This window comes from Microlunatus endophyticus (assembly GCF_014646195.1).
GTDB lineage: Bacteria > Actinomycetota > Actinomycetes > Propionibacteriales > Propionibacteriaceae > Microlunatus > Microlunatus endophyticus.
The window spans coordinates 236,126-255,524 of sequence record NZ_BMMZ01000005.1 but is presented as its reverse complement, the minus strand read 5'-3'; the positions used below and the strand labels follow the sequence as shown (position 1 = coordinate 255,524).

24 protein-coding genes are annotated in these 19,399 nt (G+C 67.1%); 15 read left to right on the top strand and 9 right to left on the bottom strand.

The window, feature by feature from the left end:
- Positions 1 to 100 precede the first annotated feature (100 nt).
- Genes IEY07_RS12295 through IEY07_RS12270 form a run of 6 tightly spaced genes read right to left on the bottom strand, consistent with a single transcriptional unit; the run spans position 101 to position 4,274 of the window.
- The gene (locus tag IEY07_RS12295) at positions 101 to 580 is read right to left on the bottom strand and encodes an HIT family protein (RefSeq protein ID WP_188895646.1); all 480 of its coding nucleotides are present in this window, start codon (positions 578 to 580) and stop codon (positions 101 to 103) included.
- A 52-nt stretch (positions 581 to 632) separates the two neighbouring features.
- Positions 633 to 1,262, bottom strand: coding sequence for a class I SAM-dependent methyltransferase (locus tag IEY07_RS12290; protein WP_188895645.1), 630 nt, complete (start codon positions 1,260 to 1,262; stop codon positions 633 to 635).
- 10 nt (positions 1,263 to 1,272) lie between these two features.
- On the bottom strand, positions 1,273 to 1,590 hold the full coding sequence (locus tag IEY07_RS12285; protein WP_188895644.1) for a hypothetical protein: 318 nt from the start codon (positions 1,588 to 1,590) through the stop codon (positions 1,273 to 1,275).
- Position 1,591: 1 nt separating this feature from the next.
- Complete coding sequence (locus IEY07_RS12280; protein ID WP_188895643.1) at positions 1,592 to 2,353, bottom strand: GNAT family N-acetyltransferase; 762 nt, start codon at positions 2,351 to 2,353, stop codon at positions 1,592 to 1,594.
- Positions 2,350 to 3,003: a response regulator gene (locus IEY07_RS12275; RefSeq protein WP_188895642.1), complete on the bottom strand. Its 654-nt coding sequence runs from the start codon at positions 3,001 to 3,003 to the stop codon at positions 2,350 to 2,352. Before IEY07_RS12275 ends, IEY07_RS12280 begins: the two co-directional genes overlap by 4 nt.
- The gene (locus IEY07_RS12270) at positions 3,000 to 4,274 is read right to left on the bottom strand and encodes a sensor histidine kinase (RefSeq protein ID WP_229670017.1); all 1,275 of its coding nucleotides are present in this window, start codon (positions 4,272 to 4,274) and stop codon (positions 3,000 to 3,002) included. The genes IEY07_RS12275 and IEY07_RS12270 overlap by 4 nt, the downstream gene beginning before the upstream one ends.
- Before the next feature lie 250 nt (positions 4,275 to 4,524).
- On the opposite strand from IEY07_RS12270, the gene IEY07_RS12265 reads away from it, so the two are divergent.
- The 11 genes from IEY07_RS12265 to IEY07_RS12215 all read left to right on the top strand — a co-directional run bounded on the left by IEY07_RS12265 (position 4,525) and on the right by IEY07_RS12215 (position 13,907).
- A complete protein-coding gene (locus IEY07_RS12265) occupies positions 4,525 to 4,797 on the top strand; it encodes an SHOCT domain-containing protein (RefSeq protein ID WP_188895641.1) in 273 nt (90 codons plus the stop codon).
- A gap of 30 nt (positions 4,798 to 4,827) precedes the next feature.
- Positions 4,828 to 6,150, top strand: a complete 1,323-nt coding sequence (locus IEY07_RS12260) for an ADP-ribosylglycohydrolase family protein (RefSeq protein WP_188895640.1) — start codon at positions 4,828 to 4,830, stop codon at positions 6,148 to 6,150.
- A 58-nt stretch (positions 6,151 to 6,208) separates the two neighbouring features.
- A complete protein-coding gene (locus tag IEY07_RS12255; RefSeq protein ID WP_188895639.1) occupies positions 6,209 to 7,288 on the top strand; it encodes a WD40/YVTN/BNR-like repeat-containing protein in 1,080 nt (359 codons plus the stop codon).
- A 37-nt stretch (positions 7,289 to 7,325) separates the two neighbouring features.
- Positions 7,326 to 8,147 (top strand): siderophore-interacting protein, encoded by an 822-nt coding sequence (locus IEY07_RS12250; protein WP_188895638.1) that lies wholly within the window; start codon positions 7,326 to 7,328, stop codon positions 8,145 to 8,147.
- Between the two features lie 54 nt (positions 8,148 to 8,201).
- Positions 8,202 to 9,005 carry a PP2C family protein-serine/threonine phosphatase gene (locus tag IEY07_RS12245; protein ID WP_188895637.1) on the top strand — a complete coding sequence of 268 codons (804 nt, stop codon included), beginning with the start codon at positions 8,202 to 8,204 and terminating at the stop codon, positions 9,003 to 9,005.
- 142 nt (positions 9,006 to 9,147) lie between these two features.
- Complete coding sequence (locus tag IEY07_RS12240) at positions 9,148 to 10,359, top strand: FHA domain-containing protein (protein WP_188895636.1); 1,212 nt, start codon at positions 9,148 to 9,150, stop codon at positions 10,357 to 10,359.
- A 27-nt stretch (positions 10,360 to 10,386) separates the two neighbouring features.
- Positions 10,387 to 11,532: an RDD family protein gene (locus IEY07_RS12235; RefSeq protein WP_188895635.1), complete on the top strand. Its 1,146-nt coding sequence runs from the start codon at positions 10,387 to 10,389 to the stop codon at positions 11,530 to 11,532.
- Between the two features lie 21 nt (positions 11,533 to 11,553).
- Positions 11,554 to 11,835, top strand: a complete 282-nt coding sequence (locus IEY07_RS12230; RefSeq protein WP_188895634.1) for a DUF1905 domain-containing protein — start codon at positions 11,554 to 11,556, stop codon at positions 11,833 to 11,835.
- Positions 11,836 to 11,845: 10 nt separating this feature from the next.
- Positions 11,846 to 12,421 carry a dCTP deaminase gene (gene dcd, locus IEY07_RS12225; RefSeq protein ID WP_188895633.1) on the top strand — a complete coding sequence of 192 codons (576 nt, stop codon included), beginning with the start codon at positions 11,846 to 11,848 and terminating at the stop codon, positions 12,419 to 12,421.
- Positions 12,422 to 12,621: 200 nt separating this feature from the next.
- The gene (locus tag IEY07_RS12220) at positions 12,622 to 13,377 is read left to right on the top strand and encodes an alpha/beta hydrolase (RefSeq protein WP_229670016.1); all 756 of its coding nucleotides are present in this window, start codon (positions 12,622 to 12,624) and stop codon (positions 13,375 to 13,377) included.
- Between the two features lie 71 nt (positions 13,378 to 13,448).
- Positions 13,449 to 13,907, top strand: a complete 459-nt coding sequence (locus IEY07_RS12215; protein WP_229670015.1) for a GNAT family N-acetyltransferase — start codon at positions 13,449 to 13,451, stop codon at positions 13,905 to 13,907.
- Between the two features lies 1 nt (position 13,908).
- Here the strand turns inward: IEY07_RS12215 and IEY07_RS12210 are convergent, their stop codons facing one another.
- Complete coding sequence (locus tag IEY07_RS12210; RefSeq protein WP_188895632.1) at positions 13,909 to 14,433, bottom strand: GNAT family N-acetyltransferase; 525 nt, start codon at positions 14,431 to 14,433, stop codon at positions 13,909 to 13,911.
- 131 nt (positions 14,434 to 14,564) lie between these two features.
- Here IEY07_RS12210 and IEY07_RS12205 point away from each other — a divergent pair, with 131 nt between their 5' ends.
- Together IEY07_RS12205 and IEY07_RS12200 are read left to right on the top strand one after the other, a co-directional pair.
- Positions 14,565 to 15,683 carry an epoxide hydrolase family protein gene (locus IEY07_RS12205; protein ID WP_188895631.1) on the top strand — a complete coding sequence of 373 codons (1,119 nt, stop codon included), beginning with the start codon at positions 14,565 to 14,567 and terminating at the stop codon, positions 15,681 to 15,683.
- Between the two features lie 127 nt (positions 15,684 to 15,810).
- Positions 15,811 to 16,038: a cold-shock protein gene (locus tag IEY07_RS12200; protein WP_229670014.1), complete on the top strand. Its 228-nt coding sequence runs from the start codon at positions 15,811 to 15,813 to the stop codon at positions 16,036 to 16,038.
- A 125-nt stretch (positions 16,039 to 16,163) separates the two neighbouring features.
- Here IEY07_RS12200 and IEY07_RS12195 read toward each other — a convergent pair whose 3' ends face one another.
- Positions 16,164 to 16,658: a histidine phosphatase family protein gene (locus IEY07_RS12195; RefSeq protein ID WP_229670013.1), complete on the bottom strand. Its 495-nt coding sequence runs from the start codon at positions 16,656 to 16,658 to the stop codon at positions 16,164 to 16,166.
- Positions 16,659 to 16,786: 128 nt separating this feature from the next.
- Between IEY07_RS12195 and IEY07_RS12190 the strand changes: the two genes are divergently transcribed.
- Both IEY07_RS12190 and IEY07_RS24465 read left to right on the top strand, forming a co-directional pair.
- A complete protein-coding gene (locus tag IEY07_RS12190) occupies positions 16,787 to 17,038 on the top strand; it encodes an addiction module protein (RefSeq protein WP_188895629.1) in 252 nt (83 codons plus the stop codon).
- Positions 17,039 to 17,219: 181 nt separating this feature from the next.
- Positions 17,220 to 17,351 (top strand): hypothetical protein, encoded by a 132-nt coding sequence (locus tag IEY07_RS24465; RefSeq protein WP_268239213.1) that lies wholly within the window; start codon positions 17,220 to 17,222, stop codon positions 17,349 to 17,351.
- 638 nt (positions 17,352 to 17,989) lie between these two features.
- On the opposite strand, the gene IEY07_RS12185 is transcribed toward IEY07_RS24465, so the two are convergent.
- On the bottom strand, positions 17,990 to 19,033 hold the full coding sequence (locus IEY07_RS12185; RefSeq protein ID WP_229670047.1) for an amidohydrolase family protein: 1,044 nt from the start codon (positions 19,031 to 19,033) through the stop codon (positions 17,990 to 17,992).
- Positions 19,034 to 19,399 lie beyond the last annotated feature (366 nt).

Below are 19,399 nucleotides of genomic sequence, written 5' to 3'. Positions count from 1 at the left end.
CGCCGGGTCGTCGTGGAACTCACTCACCCTGGCCAGCTGTGGCTATGCCATGTAGCTCGGCTACCGGGGCGCAACATCAGCCCGTCGTGCCGGGCAGACTTCAGGCGGAGTTTGACCTCAGCCGGTCCAGTTCCTCGCCCAGTTCGACGCGAAACCGATCATGGCTGGGGCCGAGTCGAGTATCCGGGTCGCGCCAGTGGCTGTCGGGATAGAGCGCGACGGGACCCATGACCAGGTGGTCGGGCTCCCAGTCGTATCGCGGCCAGATGTGGGCGTGTAGTAGTGGCAAGAGGTTGCCCTGGATCTCGAGATTGATGCGTCGGAACGCAGGATCGAGGCGGCGGCAGACGATCTCGACTGCCTCACCCAGCATCTCCATACTCCCGAGGAAGGCGAGGCGGCGGTTTCGAGGTAGATCGGTCAGTCGGTCAGTTCCGGGCTGATCGGTGAGCAGCAGGCTGTAGCCGGGGAGGAACTGGACGTCGCCGGCGACGGCGAAGCCCGCGTCGAGATGCCTGACGACGGTTGGGTTGGTCCCGTCGAGCGCTGAGGCCACCCGGTCAGTGCGCCAATCAGTCACGAATGCCACATTAGGGCACTGGTTGGGCAGGCCTTCCGTCCGACTACTGCCGTCAGCCGCCCGGCTTGATCGCCACCAGCCGCTCGATCACACCGGCCAGGAAGCGCTGTTGCTCGGTGATCTGCAGGCCGGCGGCGTACACCTGCCGGATCGGTCGCCGGGTGAAATGCTCGCCGGCACTGCGGATGCTCCAGAGCTCAACCGCCTGCTGCAGCCAACGGACCGGGGCGAGTGACGACGCGACGTGATCGGCCAGCACCAGTCGTCCGCCCGGGCGCAACACCCTGATCATGTCCGCGACGGCAGCCTTCTCATCCGGGATCGAGCACAGCGCGAGCGTGCAGATGACCGTGTCGAAGCTGCCGTCGGCGAAGTCCAGCGGAGTTGCCGTCCCTTCCCTGAACTCGACCTGGAGACCAAGATCAGTTGCCCGCTGCCGGGCGACGGCGAGCATCCTCGGGCTCAGGTCGATCGCCGTGAGGTCGATACTTGGCGGGTAATGGCGCAGATTGAGACCGGTGCCGACCGCGACCTCCAGCGTCTTCCCGGTGGCCCGGCTGCATGCCCAATCCCTGGTGTCCCGCAGGATCCGCCGCTCCGCGAACTGCATGCCGCGGTCGTAGGTCCCGGCATGCTCGTCCCAGTAACGGCGCTGTTGATCATCAGGTGACGGCGTCGCCATGGTGTACCGGCTACGAGCGGCGGTCGACGAGCGCCCAGGATGCGGCGGCCGACGCAGCGCTGACCGCGAAGACCGCCGGCCAGGCGCCGATCCTCTTCGCCAGCGGGTGGGACAGCCCGAAGCCGCCGACGTAGATCGCGCCGAGCGCCGCCGTCACTGTCGGTCCGCGCCTGGCCAGCCAGGTCCGCCCGGCGTACGCCCCGGCCAACCCGAGCAGGACGCCGCCCAGCGGCCGGATGCCGGTCTCCCGGGCGGCCAGATAGCCGCTGATCAGTCCGGTCGCCACCAGCGGCGCAGTGGACACTGACTCAGCCGTACGAAGTCGCATGTCACGACCGTACCCGCGACAGCGTCCACAGCCGCGACTGCAGGGGTCCGTCGCCCTCAGCGGCTGCGCGGAATTTCCACAGCTGGCCGATCAGCGGCAGTCCGAGCCTGGCCGCAACCCGCTGGGAGGCCCGGTTGTTGATGTCGGTGCTGTAGAAGACGAAGCCTGGCAAGGCCCGGCAGGCCCGCGCCCAGGCCGACGTCGCCGCCGCAGCCAATCCGCGCCCTCGAGCGTCGTCGACGGTCCAGGTGCCGGCCTCGACACCCTCCGGCGCCAGCCGGGCACTGTGGCAGATCGACAGCACCCGGTTGCCGTCGATGACCATCGCCCACGGCCCGTACGCCCCGGACAACAGGTCCACCCAATCGTCGTCCTCCCAGGTGATCGGGATTCTGAGGCCGTCGACAGCAGGATCGACCACCGCCGAGCTGATCAGCCGGCCGATCACTGGGTCCGGCTGGTCGGCAGGGTGTCGGGCGTCGTAGCCGGGCCCGACCGTGGCCTCGATCGTTCCAAGGGATGGCTCGAGCGTCCGGACGATCGCCGTCGAACCATCCGGAAGTCCTTGTTCCGTGGCGATCCGGAGCACCTCGTCGGCAAGCCCCGGATCAAGATCATCACGGACCTGGATGATCAACTCTTCGTCGGCCTGTCCGATCACCACCGATGGCGGCGCCTCGGGTGCACGGCGGGTGGGACCCCAGATCACGCTGATCTCGGCCTGCAGCAGGTCGAGCCGCGACTCACTCGCACTGCCCGTCACGAGACGAGCCCCGCCTGGAAGGCGATCACCACGAGCTGGGCGCGGTCGCGGGCCTGGAGTTTGATCATGGTGCGACTGACGTGGGTCCGCGCGGTGGCGGGGCTGACCACGAGACGTTCGGCGATCTCGTCGTTGCTCAGCCCTTCGCCGACCAGGCCGAGGACTTCCCGCTCGCGGTCGGTGAGCTCGCCTAGCAGCGGATGCGGCTTGTGACTGGCCGGTCGGCTGCCGGTGAAGGACGAGATCACCCGTCGCGTCACTGACGGGCTGAGTAGTGACTCTCCGGCGGCCGCGACCCGGATGGCTCGGACGAAATCTGCGGGATCGCTGTCCTTGATCAGGAAGCCGCTGGCGCCGGAGGCCAGAGCCTCGAAGACGTACTCGTCCAACTCGAAGGTCGTCAGCATCACCACCTTGGTGGCGGACAGGGCCGGATCCGATGTGATCTTCGCGAGTGCCTGCAGCCCGTCCGACAGCGGCATCCGGACATCCATCAGGACGACATCGGGACGGGCGCGCCGGACCAGCTCGACCACCTCGTGTCCGTTGCCTGCCTCGCCCACCAACTCAAGATCATCCTCGGCCTCGACCAGCACCCGCAGTCCCATCCGGACCAGCGGCTGATCATCGGCGAGAGCGACTTTGATCATGATGCAGTCTCCGATGGTCGCAGCGGGAATTCGGCCCGGACCGAGAAACCACCTTCGGGTCGGGGCCCGGCGGTCACATCGCCGCCGACGGCACGGGCCCGCTCGCGCATCCCGATCAGCCCGCTTCCCTGTGGCTGCTGGGGATCTGCCCGCGAACCGGCACGCGACGACCGGCGGCCGTCGTCGGTGACCTGGATGATCAATCGTTCAGCGGATCGGGCGATCAGCACGGTGGCCGTCGCATCGCCGGCATGTCGGGCAACATTGGTCAATGCCTCCTGGAGTACGCGATAGGCGGCATTGTCGACCGGGCCCGGAAGGTCATCGAGATCACCGTCGACCTGCACGCTGACGATCCGTCCGGCGGCGCGGAAGGTGTCCACCAGCTCGGACAACCGTGCCAGCCCGGAGACCGGCGCCCGCTCCCCGGTCGTGTCCGGTTCGGTGCCTTCACCCCGGAAGACTGCCAAGGTGGCCCGCAGTTCGTCCAATGCATTCTTACTGGTGGACCGGATCGCCTGCAGTGATTCCTCGACCCGGTGGTCGTCCTCGGCAGGTGCCGCGTCCTTGTCCAACACATAGAGCGCCACTCCCGCCTGCATGTTGATCACCGACAGACTGTGCCCGATCAGATCGTGCACGTCCCGGGCGATCCGCAGCCGCTCCTGGTAGGCGACCCGGCGCAACTCCAGCTCGTGGGCCCGGCGACTCTCCTGACTGCGGATCCGGCGGATCGTCGCGATCAGAGCCGGGACCATGATCAGCGGCGGGCCGAGGATGATCGCGGTCCAGAAATTCGGATCGGCCAGCCCGGCGTAGTCTCCGCCGACGAAGCCGGCCCAGATCATCGGCAGCAACAGTGCGCCCCACGGCAGCCACTGCCGGACGGGCATCCGGGTCGCCAGAGCGAGCAGTCCGATCGCCGGGCCGAGCAGCACCGGCCCGAACGGCAGGCCGGCGGCTAGATAGCCGGTGGTGGCGATCACCGTGATGCTGTAGCCGACCAGTGGCCGGACCCGGCGGATCGCGATCCCGAAGCCCAGCAGCACCGACCAGACCACCGCCGCCCAGGTGTAGGGCTCGTGCAGATCGACGCCCGGCGGAAACGGGACCTGGTGCTGCCGGAAGCGGGGCTGCATCCACGGCGGACCCATCGTCGGGTTGATCTGGCGGACCACGGTGGCCTGGACGCGGGCCGTACCGATCGAGACCAGGGCGATCACCAGGCCGATGGGTGCGTCCAGCAGCCAGGGCCGGGATCGTACGGTCATCGCCTCACCTCCCGGGCCGCCGTCTGTTCAGGTCGGGACCGAGCCTAATCGGGTCAGCAGCCTCGGGCGTCGGGTCGCGTGCGTAGCTGTCGTACGTCACCGGGCGTAGTGAAGGTGTCGCTTGACGACCGATGCGCGGCGTCCGGGTGGCGGGAATGGTTGAGGCATGAATCCACACGGATGGGGCCCACCCGTCGGGCCCGGTTTCCACCAAGCAGTCCCCGTCGTTGCACCACTGTTAGGAGCCATCGTGCCTTTCCTCGTTCTGCTGCTGATCGCAGCCGTTGTCGTCTTCCTGGTCCGCCGCGGCAGGATCGGACCGCCACCCTGGATCGCCGCTTCGCACGGTGGTTTCGGGCCCGGACGATTCGGAGCCATGAGTCCGGAGTTCGAGGCGCGCAAGGTGCTGGCCACCCGATTCGCCAACGGGGAGATCTCGCCCGAGGAATTCCTCGAACGAGCCGCTGCCCTCAACTGGACGCCCGGAGTTGATCATCGTCCGGAGCCCGGCAAGAAGGCCTGAACCAAGATCATCTGCACTAGTCTTGCCGGCATGCACGATCCGTTGAGTTCGTACGATCTGGTCCACGACGAGCTGGCGCAGGCGGCGGAGACCGGCCACCCGGTCGCCGAGCTGCAGGCCCGCTTCGCCGGGGCCGATCGGGACGACAGCCCTGGCAATGTCGCCGGCAACGTCGCAGCGCTGGAAGCGTTGTACGCCGAGGTGATCAACACTCCGCGCGGCAGCGATTGGCCGTACGACGAGCCGGACGATCGTGACGCGATCATCGCGACCCTGCCCGACGATCCGGCCGAACCGGCCGATCCTGACACGCTGGCCGATCGGGTGCTCGGAGGTTGGCTCGGGCGGATCGCCGGGTGCAACCTCGGCAAGCCCGTGGAGAGCGGGGACTACTGGACCAGTGCCCGCCTCGAGGACTACCTGCGGCGCGCGGATGCCTGGCCGCTGCGGGACTACATCCCGGTCCTCGACCCGCTGCCCGAGGGCTTCGTCTTCCAGGACAACTGGCCGCAGACCACCCGCGGAAGGGTCAATGGCTCGGCCCGCGACGACGACATCGACTACGCGATCCTCGGTCTGCACCTGCTCGAGACCCACGGTCGCGAACTCAGCCCGGCGAAGGTCGCCGACGCCTGGCTGACGCTGTTGCCCTACCAGCAGGTCTACACCGCCGAACGGGCCGCCTACTGCAATCTGGTGCACGGGATCGCGCTCGACCAGGTTGCTCGGACCCGCAACCCCTACCGGGAGTGGATCGGCGCGCTGATCCGTGGCGACGCCTTCGGCTGGACCAACCCGGGCGATCCGCGCTCGGCGATCATGATCGCCTACCAGGACGCGGCGCTGTCCCACGTCGGCAACGGGATCTACGGCGAGTTGTGGTCGGCGGCACTCGTCGCGAGCGCATTCACCGCGGGCTCGGCGCGCCAGGCGTACGACAGGTCGTTGCGGTCGGTGCCGCCCGGCTCCCGGCTCCACGAGGCGCTGGTCGCCGTCCGCGAGCTGTACGACGCGGGCAGCACCTGGTCGCAGGCGCTGGCCGAGACCCAGCGTCGCTGGGGCCACTACAGCTGGGTGCACACCGTCAACAACGCTGCGCTGATCGCGGCCGGCGTGCTGTGGGGCGACGGCGACTACGCCGCGACGGTCGGGCTGACTGTCCAAGGCGGCTGGGACACCGATTCTAACGGCGCCACCGCAGGATCGGTGGCCGGAGTGCTCAATGGTGCTGCGCGGCTGCCACCGCAGTTCGTCGAACCGCTGCACGATCGCACCCGTTCAGCGCTGTTCGGCTTCGACAATTCGATCATCTCCGAACTCGCCGATCGCACCCTGCGGCTGATCGAGTCTTGACGGGCCCCGGCGCCGGTGGAAGTGTCGTCGACAGAACGAACCGGCCCGGGGAGGGGCGATGGGCGAGGCAGTGCTGCTGGTCGGAACCCGCAAGGGACTGTGGATCGGCAGGTCCGACGAGGATCGCCGGACCTGGACCTTCGACAGCCCGTACTTCCTGATGCAGTCGGTCTACGGGGTCGGTATCGACGCCCGTGGTGGGACGCCGCGGCTCTTCGCCGGAGGCACAAGTGAGCATTGGGGCCCGGGAGTCTATCGTTCCGATGATCTTGGGCGGACCTGGACCGAGACGCAGGGTGCGGCGGTGCGCTTCAGCCCGGACATCGGCTCCAGCGTCGAACGGGTCTGGCAGATCCAGCCGGCCGAACCCGATGTGATCTTCGCGGGGACGCAGCCCTCGGCGCTGTTCAAGTCGACCGATCGCGGCGAGTCGTTCAGTCTGGTCAGACCGCTCTGGGATCATCCGCACCGGCCCACCTGGGATGCCGGCTACGGCGGCCAGGCGATCCACACGATCATTCCGGACCCGACCGATGCGCAGCGTCTGACGGTGGCGATGTCGACCGGTGGCGTCTATCGCACGGCCGACGACGGTGCGAGCTGGTCTCCGGCCAATGTCGGCATCAAGGCATACTTCCTGCCCGACCCCTGGCCGGAATACGGACAGTGCGTGCACAAGATCGCGATGCATCCCTCCGATCCGCGGCGGATGTACGCGCAGAACCATCACGGCGTCTACCGCTCCGACGACGGCGGCGACAACTGGACCTCGATCGCCGACGGCCTGCCCAGCGATTTCGGATTCCCGATCGTCGTGCATCCGCGGGATCCCGACACGATCTTCGTCTTCCCGCTGGTGGCCGACGGCCTCCGCATCCCGCCGGAGGGGCAGGCCAAGGTCTGGCGGTCCCGCGATGCGGGCACCACCTGGACGGGTCTGGACGACGGACTTCCGGCCGACTTCTACACCGCCGTGATGCGGGATGCGTTCGTTGCCGACGACGGCGGACAGACCGGGCTCTACTTCGGCGCCCGCGACGGCACCGTCTACGCCAGCCTGGACGACGGCGAGCACTGGGAGCAGATCGCGGCCCATCTTCCGGACGTGTACTCGATCAGGGCGACTGTCCTGGCGTGAGTTAGGCTGGCCTAAGTCGTACATCCTGAGGAGTGTCATGTCCGCAGACCAGCCTGCGCCGCAAGCCGCACCCGAAGCGCCGCGCCGCCGCGGCGGCCCGCCGAAATCGGCGACCCTGGTGCGCAAGGAGTGGCTCAACGACGCGATGGTCCGGCTGTTCTTCGCCGGCCCGGACGTCGATGCGCTTCCTGATCTTCCGTTCACCGATCACTACGTCAAGATCCTGTTTCCCGGGCCGGTGACCCGCACCTACACGCTGCGCTCCCTGGACCGGCGGACCGGCGAGCTGGCCATCGACTTCGTCGTGCACGGCGACGAGGGGCTGGCCGGGCCCTGGGCCGCCAACGCCGAGCCGGGCGACGTGATCGAATTCCGCGGCCCGGGCGGCGCCTATGCGCCCGACCCGGCCTACGACACCCAGCTGCTGGCCGGCGACGAGGCGGCGATCCCGGCCATCGCCGCCGCGCTGGACCGGCTCCCCGAGCAGACGAGGGCGATCGTCTTCGTCGAGGTCGCCGACGCCGACCATCACCTCGAGCTGACTGCCGCCGAGCTGCCGACCGATCGCACCGAGATCGTGTGGGTGCATCGCGACGGCCATCCGTACGGCGAACAGCTGGCCCGGGCCGTACGCTCCCGGCCGTTGCCAGACGGCCGGGTGCAGGTCTTCGTGCACGGCAACGCCGGGATGGTCAAGGACCTGCGCCGGCTCTTCTTCGTCGAATTGCAGCTGGACCGCGCGGACGTGTCGATCTCCGGCTACTGGCGGACCGGTCAGAACGAGGACGCCTGGCAGTCCGGCAAGCGCGATTTCGTTGCCGAGATGGAAGCCGAGGAGGCCGAACGCCTTTCGGTGTGATTGTCGGTGTGAATGTCGGCCTGATCGCCGGTCGGACCACTAGAGTCACCTGTCGTGCATCTGCTGGACTTCGGCGCCCAGACCGACAAGGGGGCGATCCGCGCCCTCAACGAGGACAGCATCCTCGCGGTGCCGCCGGTCTTCGTCGTGGCCGACGGTGTCGGTGGCAGTGACGGCGGCGAGGTGGCCAGCGCGCTGGTGGTCGAGGAGTTCGGCGAGCTCGCCCGCCGGCCGGTGATCGACGCCGACGGCGTACGGGAGGCGATCGAGAAGGCCAATACCCGGGTCCGCGCGTTGCACGGCGACCAGTTGCACGGCGCCAGCAGCACTGCTGTCGGTGCAGTCGGGGTGATGAGTGAGGACGAGCCGTACTGGGTGGTCTTCAACATCGGCGACAGCCGGATCTATCGGTTGCCGGCGCTCGCGCCCGACGATGAGCCCGACCGGTCGCGCGAGCTGGTCCAGATCAGCGTCGACCACTCCCACGTGCAGGAGTTGGTCGATGCCGGCGTGATCACCGCCGAGGAGGCCGAGACTCACCCGGACCGGAATCTGGTCACCCGGGCCGTCGGTGGGGAGGAGACCGCCGAGGCCGACTTCTGGATGATCCCGATGGTGCCGGGGGACCGATGGCTGATCTGCTCGGACGGGCTGCTGGCCGATCTCTCGCTCGAGGCTGTGCAGGATCGCGTGAGGCAGCCGACCTCGGCCGACGAGACCGCACGGGACCTGATCGCGATGGCGTTGCGGGCCGCGGTCAGCGACAACGTGTCGGCCATCGTGATCGATGTGGTCGGCTCATCGGAGCATTCGGACGCGGTGGAGCCGACCACGGTTCAGCCTCACCCTGGCAAGTAATTGGGCGACGGCAACGTAGCCTTTCGACGGTGCACGGATTTGGCGGTGAACAATGACATCGCACAATGACGTGCGAGAGATGACGTCCCGAAAGTGGCGACCAGACAGTGACGATATCGACCAGGCACGGAAAGATAGGACGATGAGCGAGCCCCAGACGGAGGCCGACCAGGCCCGAGCCGCGCATTGGACCAGCCAGTGGCGCGCCCGCTATCGCCGCGGTGACTGGTTGGTGCTGTCCGGACCGACCTCGCTGGTGGTCATGCAACCGGCCGCACCCCAGTGGTCCGATCTGATCAGCGAGGTGTGGGAGGAAGTCGTCTCCGCCGCGTCGATCGGCGATCTGGCGGCGCGGCTGGCAATCTTCAACCTGGACCGGATGCCGGATTTCGCGGCCCTGTTCTGGGAGCGTGGTGAGATGCGGTCGCTGGTACGCGGCCGGGTGAGTCTGGTCGACCCGGCCACTGGCCGGCCGATCGCCGACGGCGAAGGGATCCGCACCTGGACCGAGATCGGCCTCGGCGGCCTGCAGCGCGTGGAGGTCCGGGCCGGTGAGCAGTCGGACGACGAGGAGCTGGAACTGCCGCTGGTGATCGGCGCTGTCGGCGCCTCCCGGGTCGTGATCGACTGTTCCGAGGAGGTCCAGATCCACTCGCCACAGGGCACCCTGGTCGGTGATCCGGCGTCGCTGCGGCTGCTCCAGGCACCCGCGCCGGAGCCGGTGCCCGTACCTGCCTCGGAACCTGTACCTGCCACGGAACCTGTACCTGCCCCGGCGCCCGTACCTGCCCCGGAACCTGCGACCGCCCCGCAGCCGGCACGCGAGCCCGAACCCGAGCCGACCATCGCGCTGCCGGTGCCGCCCGCCGAACCGCAGCCGAGTCCGATGGAAACGGCCGAGACGCTGCACGGCCAGCCGCCGGTACCGCCGGCCGGCAGCGAGGACGAGGTCGCCAAGACGATCTTCGCCACCAACCTGCCGGGGTTGCCGGTCGCGCCGCAGGCGCAGCGTCCGGTGCTCGGAGTGTTGCATCCGTCCAGTGGCGGCCGGATCGAGATCGACCGGCCGGTCGTGATCGGCCGGTCCCCGGCAGCCAACCGGGTCAGCGGGGACCAGTTGCCTCGGTTGCTGACCGTGCCGAGCCCGAGCCATGACATCAGCCGGACCCACGTCCAGGTGGCGCCGATCAACGACCGGATCGTGGTGACCGATCTCAACTCGACCAACGGCACCGTCCTGATCGCCCCGGACGGGCGTCGCATCGATCTGCGCCCAGGCGTCGGGGTGCCGGTGGATGCGGGCAGCGTCATCGATCTTGGCGACGGTGTCACGATCGCGGTCGACCGGTCCTGACGTGGCGAGCCGAAGGAAGGTGTGGTCATGAGCAGCGTTGCGCCCTCGCCGCGGGTCGGAGGGGCTGCTGTCGGGTTGCCCGACGGGGTCTATCTCGCGCCGGCGGGACGCCGCTTCGTCGCCTTTCTGATCGACGCAGTCGTCCCACAGCTGCTGGCCCTCATCAGCCTGCTCGTCCTGGCGCTGGGAGGCCCGGTCTGGATTGCGGTGATCTTGTGGCTGCTGGTGGTCGCATGGCTGCTGGTGCTCGTCTGGATGTACGGCAAGCTCGCTGCCGGTCCGGGGATGCGGTTGATGGGTCTGCAGGTCGTCGGCCTGCACAATGGCCGGCCGATCGGCCTGGGGCGGGCGTTCCTGCGGGGTCTGGTGCTCGCTGTGCTCGACGACGTCCCGGTCGCGCTGATCGTGATGGTGGTGATGATGTGGATGCACCCGCGCCGCCAGGGCTGGCACGACCTGCTCGCCGATTCGGTGGTCATCGAGGCACGGCCGCTCGCGCCACCGCAGCCGGGCGAGACCCGCGACCCGCGGGTCTGGCTCCGCAGGTTGATCGCCCGCCCGGCCGCCCCGGCGCACCAGCAGCAGCCCGCGGTGCAGGCGCCCGCTGCGCGGCAGGCGATCGAGGCCGGTCCGGTTCCGCCGCAGCCGCAGTACCAGGACCTCTACCAACCGCACCAGGGTTACCCGCCGCCCGTTCAGACCCCGCCGCCCGTTCAGACCCCGCCGCCCGTTCAGACCCAGTCACCGGTCCAGCCCGACCCTCAACCGGAACCGGACCAAGCGACCAGGGTGCAGGCCGCGGCGGCCGAGGTCCCGTCGACCCCGGCCCCGCCGCCGAATGTCGGCTGGGCGGTCGTGCTGGACGACCAGCGGGAAATCCCGATCACCCGGCTCACGCTTTTCGGTCGCAACCCGCAACCGCGGCCGGGCGAGGACGATGCGCAGCTGATCAAGGTCGTGGACGAGGCCCGTACGGTCTCCAAGACCCATGTCGCGGTCAACGTCGACTCCCGCGGGGTGTTCGTCGCTGACCGCGGCTCGACCAACGGCTCGGCAGTCACCGATCCTCGCGGGGTCTACAACCTGATCGCCGCCGAGCAGCCGGTCCGGTTGCCCGGCGAGGGTTATGTGATCTCCTTCGGCAACCACCATCTCCGGCTCGTCCGGCACTGAGTCGGCGGGATCAGGCCGGCGATGCAGGTCAGCAATGAGGTGATCATCTGGCGCGGACCGGCGCCCTTCTATTTCCTGCCGATCCCCGACGAGGAGAGCCTCGACATCCGGGAACTGGCCAACGAGCTGACATACGGCTGGGGTGTCATCCCGGTCACCGTACGGCTCGGCGATACCGAGTGGACGACGTCGCTGTTCCCCAAGGACGGCCGCTACCTGGTGCCGCTGAAGGACAAGGTGCGCCAGGCCGAGGGTGTCGGTGAAGGTGACACCGTGAGTGTCGAGCTGACCCTGGGCCGTTAGGGTCTGCTCCATGCTGCTTTCGGATCGCGATATCAAGGCCGAGGTCGAGTCCGGCCAGATCGCGCTCGACCCGTACGACCCGTCGATGATCCAGCCGGCCAGTATCGATGTCCGGCTGGACCGCTACTTCCGGGTCTTCGAGAACCACCGCTATCCGCACATCGACCCGGCAGAGGACCAGTCCGAACTGACGCGGATGGTCGAACCGACCGGCGACGGCCCGTTCATCCTGCATCCGGGCGAATTCGTATTGGGCTCGACCTTCGAGACGATCACCCTCGGCGACGCGATCGCCGCCCGGCTGGAGGGCAAGTCCTCGCTGGGACGTCTTGGGCTGCTCACCCACTCGACGGCCGGTTTCATCGATCCGGGTTTCTCCGGTCACGTCACCCTGGAGCTGTCCAATGTCGCGACGCTGCCGATCAAGCTCTGGCCGGGGATGAAGATCGGCCAGTTCTGCTTCTTCCAGCTGTCCTCGCCGTCGCAGGAGCCGTACGGTTCGGCGTCGTACGGCTCCCGCTACCAGGGTCAGCGCGGGCCGACCCCGAGCCGGTCCAGCATCAACTTCCACCGGACGCAGGTCTGACCTCGACCAGCCGCCGCGCGGGCACGCGGCGCGCTGAAAGTGTGACCACCGATGCGCCCTGACCCGGCGTGTCGCCCGGGATCGGGCCTTGTTCGGTCACAATTTCAGCAGGACGCCTTGGTGACGACGAAAGGAACTACTCCCGCCCTGTGTCGAGTGCGGTGCCGCTGGGGCGAGGGCGTGACGAGGAGGCTGTGCCCATGGCCGAGCAGGACAGTTCGAATCCATCAACGCCGGGACCCGCACGCAGGGCAGGGATGTTGTGGCACCCCGGCGCCGCGCCGATAACGTCGCCGGCCGAGCCGATCGCGGGGAAGCTGATCACTGAGACCTTCCACTACGACGGCGGCCGCCAGGTCACGGTGTACGTGCCGCCGGAGCCGACCCGGGCAATCGTGTACGCCGGTGACGGCCAACTGATCTCACAGTGGGGCGGATATCTCGAGGCCGCCGGCATCACGTCGACAATGATCGTCGGGGCACATCGGACCGATGCCGAGGATGAGATGGTGCGTATCAAGGAGTACTCACCATCCTTCGACGAAGATCGCTTCGCAGCCCACGAGAGGTTCTTCGTCGGGGATGTCCGTGAATGGGTACGGTCGCACCTTGGCGTCGCATTGCCCGCCGAACGCACCGCGGTCTGCGGTGTGTCGGCCGGCGCTGAACTCTCCCTCGCCATCGGTCTCCGACATCCCGACGTCTATAGTGCGATCTTCGCAGCCTCGCCGGGCGGTGGCTACCGACCACCCGAGACCCTGCCGCAACAACTACCGCGTGCCTATCTGCTCGGCGGCACCGAAGAGCCGTGGTTCCTCGAGAATGCCACCCGCTGGGCCGATGCGTTGCGCGATGCAGGTGCGGATGTCATGATCACCAAGCGGGCCGGCGATCACGGGGATCCCTTCTGGGCAGAGGAATTCCCGCTGATGGTCGGGTGGGCCTTCTATCGATGATGCGGGCCCCGCCGGGGCGCCGCGCGGAAAGCCGGTGGACAGGACCCCGACCTCGGCGATTCACTGCCTCGGTGATCACTGTTGAGCAACGTCAGGACCCACAAGCAACCGAGCAGATCCTGCGCGCTCTGCCCTCCTGGTTCGGTATCGAGGACGCCATCCGGAGCTATGCCGAGGATGCGGCGACCAAGATCAGCTACCTTGCCGTCGACGCCGGCAGGACCGTCGGTGTAGCTCTCCTCGAACCACATTTCCCCGAGCCGGTGGAACTCTGGCTGATCGCGGTTCACCCGGACTATCGGGGACAGGGAGTCGGCACGAAGCTTGTGGCAGAGATCGAGCAGGATCTGCGCCAACAGGCGGTGTCGTTTCTCCAAGTCAAGACGGTCGGCGAATCGTTCGAGCACGCCGGCTACGCCGGAACGCGAGCGTTCTACCGATCATGCGGGTTCCAGCCGCTGGAGGAGATGACGGGTCTCGGCTGGGATGGGCCAACGGTGATCATGGTGAAGTCCCTGCATACCGTTTGATCTATCGCTGCCAGGAAGGCACGTAGACCAGGTCGTCGTACGTCTGTCCCGTTCCCTCCACGAAGCTGCGGCGGATGCCAACGAATCGGTATCCGCACTTCTCGGCCACCCGGAGCGAGGCCGCGTTCTGCGCAGCGATGACCAGCTCATACCGTCGCGACTCGCCCTGGTCCTTCGCCGCCCGTGTCACGCCGTCCAGCATGGCGGTGGCGAGTCCGCGACCACGCCAGGCCGGGGCGACGCCGTAGACGATCTCGATGCTGTCGGGTCCGTGCTCCTGTGCGCCGATCATGCCGACGATCGCATCTGATTCCTTCAGGACAGCGAGATGGACCAGACCGAAGTCACCGCCGGCGCCCTTCACAAACTCCCGTACGACATGGTGCGCTCGCTCCGGCGGCGACGACGGGCCGATCCCGATCCACCGCGGATCCGGCCCGTGTCCGTGCTCGGCGATCGCGGGTTCGTCCGCCCAAACCGCAGGCCGCAGGCGCCACCAATCCCCATCGATCTCCTCCCAGTCCATCGGGCAAGACTTCCATCCCGACTTGTCCCTCGCAATGTCGTAACGGAATGAGGCTGACCGAGAAGGAAGCAGCCATGCCGCCCCGAACGAGCACTGAATAGGTGTCGGAGGCTCGCCGTAGCGTGCAGCGCATGGCCACGCCAAGCCCGTTCTCGATCGCCGTAAGTGATGACGTCCTTACCGACCTCACCGACCGGCTGGCACGGTCACGCCTGCTCGACGACTCGCCGCGACGGCCGAGATCCGGGATGACCGCGGCATACTTGCGTGAGCTCGTCGCAGCCTGGCAGACCTGGGACTGGCGTGGGCGGGAGGCGTGGCTGAACCAGCACCCTCAGTTCACCGCGGACGTGGGTGACACGAAGCTGCACTTCGTGCACGCGCGTTCGGCCCGCGCCGACGCGCCCGCGCTGCTCGTGATGCACGGATGGCCGCACACGTTCGCACTCCAACTCGACTTCGTAGACCTGTTGCCCGACTTCCATGTCGTGGTTGCCAGCCTGCCCGGTTTCGCGTTCTCGACACCGTACGCAGATGGCCCGATGACCGAATCCCGGCTCGCGGAGACGATGCACAGTCTGATGACCGAAACTCTCGGCTACGACCGCTACCTCACCTACGGCGAGGACGTCTCGGCAAACGTGAACGACCTGATCGCCGCCACCCACTCGGATGCCGTTGCGGGCATCCTGGTCACGCACGCGCACTTCCCATCGTCGGAGGAGCGCGAACGGCTCACGGCCCCCGACGAGGTCGCCTTCTTCGAACGCCTCTGGTCGCACCATCTGTCCGACGGCGGGTACGGGCATCTGCAGGCAACGCGACCGGACACGCTTGCCGCCGCGCTCAACGACTCCCCGGCCGGCTTGCTCGCCTGGATCGCCGAGAAGCTCGTGGAGTGGAGCGACACGGCTGCTGATGGCCCGGCTTCTGTTGAGCGCCGGATCTCGCGCGACCGCATCCTGACCGAGGCAATGCTCTACTGGGTTTCTGAGTCGATCGGTACGTCGTTCCGGCCCTACTACGAGGGCGCCGACCAGCCCGAACCCATGCCCCCGGTCGAAGTACCTGCTTCGATCCATATCCAGCGGCACGAGGCTGACTACCCGGAATCGCTGGCACGGGCCTACTACCGCGACATCCGTACGTTCGAGCGGTTGAGCGAGGGTGGGCACTTCGCGGTCGCCGAGGTCCCGGACGCGATGGCCGATCGAGTACGAGCGTTCGCTGGCGAACTCGGTTTGCTCTGAGTCGCACTTGGGCAACACATCGTTGCCAGACGGTCGAACCGCCAGTTACGCTCCTCCGAAGGATCTGCTGTATCCCTTTGTCGCAACGGATTTATCACAGGATTCTGTCCAACTATGATCAGTGGTTGTGAGGTTTGTCGTCGGCAGCGTCATCAGCTGGAACGCTGAGGAGGGCTGGGGCGTGCTGGTCTCCGACGAGGTCGAGTCAGAAATCTTCGCCCACTTCTCCGAGCTCGTTGTCGATGGCTACCGATCGCTGCAGCCTGGGCAAGTCGTCCGCTTCGAATGCGAACACTTTCCGAGTGGCCAGGACGGATACGGCTATCGCGCAAACAACATTCGGTTGGTCGACTGACTCGATCTCGTGCAGTCGTCCCGCCACGCAAGCGGACTCTGTATCGGGCAGTCCTCATCTGCATCGGCTGGCTGAGACTAAACGGCGGCGTACGACGACGCCAACGCAAGCCGGGCCATCAAATGTCATCGTGGCCCGTCCAGTTGATGAAGAGCAGAACCCCAGCCTGCCAGCTCATCGGACGCGAACGCTGCAACCAAGACCGGCTCGATCGATCCACCCGACGAGATCACCAACGCAGCCTCGCCCTCGCGAATCTGATCAAGCGCTCGGCGCCAATGTGCCAAGTGCGTCTCCGCAACGTCGCGAAGCGCTGGACTGGCATGCAGCAACGCCCGGTACCGAACGAACGGCTGGTCCCAGCGCCACTGGTCATGATGATCAACTACGCCCTCGACATATCCAGACGGCCACTCGACCAGCTCATCGACCGCGTATCCCATCGCGATCGCGGTCTCAACGTGTCGCCGATCGGGTCCGGTCAACACGTAGCCGCAATCAGGCAACGCCTCACCTACCGCGCGGGCGGCACGCACCCCCTCGGTCGACAGCAACGAACCGCGCTCACGCTCGGTCCGCTGCTTGGTCAGCGAGTGCCGCCGAACCTCCAGAGACTTCACCCATGCAGCCTACGGATTCGCGCGAGCGCGCAGGTCGCAATCGGATCCCTGACCGGGCAGTTCCAAGGTCATGGCCGTGCAGGTGTCGGCCACGGTCGATTGTCGTCGTGCGGTCCTACACTGGCGCCATGACAACGAGGCTCGCGGACTACATCGAGGCAGGTTACGGGCTCACTCCCGAGGAACGCCTCGAAGCCGCCCGAATGCTTCGACTCAGCGTGGACCAGGACACCGACGGCGGCCAGAGCGAGATCGACGCAGCATGGGACGAGGTCATCGACCGTCGCGTCGCCGCCGTCGTCAACGGAACCGCCGCTCTCGTCGACGGCCCCGAAAGCCTCGCCCAGGTCCGAGCCGCCCTTGCCGCCCGCCGCAAGTGACCTACCGCTGGCGACACCTCGACGAAGCCCGAAACGAACTCTACGAGGCCGCCAACTTCCTCGACGATGAGCGGGAAGGCTGGGGCGACCGATTCATCGACGCAGCGGAGGCCGCGATCGCTTCCATCGTTGAGTCACCACATACCTGGGCACTCCACCGAGGCAGTCGCGAACCCCGCCTGTGCGCACACGCAGCGTCGCCGGATTCCGCTACGACATCAAGTACATCATCCACAATGGCGAAGTCGTCATCATCGCCTACGCCCATGAGCGTCGCCGACCCGATTACTGGGCACGCCGACTCAACAGCTGATCGATCGGGCGCGACTGGAAGCGACCGGTCGAGGACCCGCATTCGGGACAGGTCTTGGTCAAGCGTCAGTCGGAAGCCGTGCCAGTAGACGAACCGCTTGCGGGACGGCGTTGGAGCTTAAGTCGACGGGTGGAGCCGCCGCATCTGAATACTGTTCACGAGCCTGTCGTTGGTGGTGTAGACCACGCGCTGCCCTTTGATCGAGCCCCTTTGCAGTTCGGCCAGGGCGGGCCGACGCCGGGTGGTTCAGTGTTCTTCGAAGCCGGTTGCCTAGTCCGGGCCCAGCTGCGTGACGGGGATTGTGCTTAGGACGTCCACGCCGCGATAGACGTCGACATAGACGGCGACGCCACCATCCTTCGTGGATTCTGCACGATAGGAGGCCTGGAGCTCGTCGTCGAAGCTCTCAAGCTCGACGCCACTCTGGTGGTTGCTTTCCGGCGCGGCCGGTGACGGTGATGCGCGACAGGTGACCTCCAAGCTTCCCGAACGCGGGCTAACCGACCTACCAGGACTTGACCGATCATCCAGGAGTGCGCACGTGGCAACGTCAAACCATGGTCCGAGAGTGCCCGACATCGGGGTGTCCGGTCATCGATCCTCACCGGGCCGATGGTTGGGCCTGTTGGGCGATTCGCTCAGGCGTCGGTGGCTGATTGTGCCGCTTTCGTTCGTTCGGCGACTGCTGCTTGGTGGCGTTGCCGGTCAAAGGCTTCGCCGCCGCGCCAGATCTGTCGAATGTCCAGGGTGGCGTTGATGTCTGTGGTCGGGTCGCCGTCGACCAGCAGGAGGTCGGCATGCATCCCCGGCGCGATCCGGCCCCGATCGGGCAGTCGGTAGACATCGGCCGCCGCGGAGGTAGCCGCCGTCAGCGCGGCGACCGGCGTCAACCCGCCCCGGACAAGATGCCGCAGCTCCAGATGCAGACTCACACCATGAGTTGTGCCCGGCAGTGGGGAATCGGTGCCAGCAATGATCCGTACGCCGGCATCACGCAGCACCGCCACCGCGCCCCGAATGTTCTGGGTGTGGGCCAGGCTCGGCTCATGCTTCACCAACCCGGTTGCCAAGCTGTTCAGGAACCAATGCTCGACAAACGGCGCCACCCGCGGATCTGCGGCCGCGTCGACGGCCATAGCCTGGTCCCGGACCACCTGCAACGTCATACAGACGAAGGTTCCACTCTCGGCGATCCGTCGGGCGATCTCAGGCGTTTGCGGCACATCCTGGTACTGATGAGCCAGTCCGTCGACACCGGCGTCCAGCGCCTGCAAGGCCCCGGCCTCGCTCGAGACGTGACACACCACCAGCAGCCCGTGCCGGTGCGCTTCGGCGGTAGCCGCTGCCGAAAGCTCAGGAGGCACAGAAGGCATCGGCCGATTGAACGGCGAACCGTCCTCGATCACGATCTTCACCTGGTCCATGCCCGCGGCGATGTGGTCCGCAATGAACCCGGGCACATCCTCGGGGCCGTGGAGGACCGGATACGGACCCGGACTCAGGTGTGTCGGATGCCCTCCGGCGACAGTCACCAGACGGCCGGCCGAACGCAGATCCGCGATATCCGATCCATCAGCGGCCCGGCGCTTCATCGCCCTAGCCGTATCAGGATTCGTCTGCAAACAGATCACCGTCGTCAGCCCGAATGCGAGGGCCTGAGCCAACTGCTGCTCGGCGATCACCGGATCGGGTGGCGTATGCGTGTGGCCATCGATCAAACCAGGAAGCACCGTCGCCCCAGCACCGTCGACCACAAACTCATCACCCACAGGGCTCAAACCGGCACCGACCTCGGAGATGACACCGTCCTTCACCCGGACCGAATCGGCGGCCACGACCTCAACGCCATCGAAGACCCGGACCTGCTGAAGAAGAAATGACTTGGTCGGACTCACGACGACACTCTTGCACGCGCGCGGCCCCACTTCTGCGGACCAAGCACTGTTTCAAGCCCACTGGACCCGACTCCGGGCGCCCGGGGATCGTTCCCCGATGGACGACCAAGATCACGAGTTCGCATCCTGCACACAAGGGATCCGGTTGCGGGC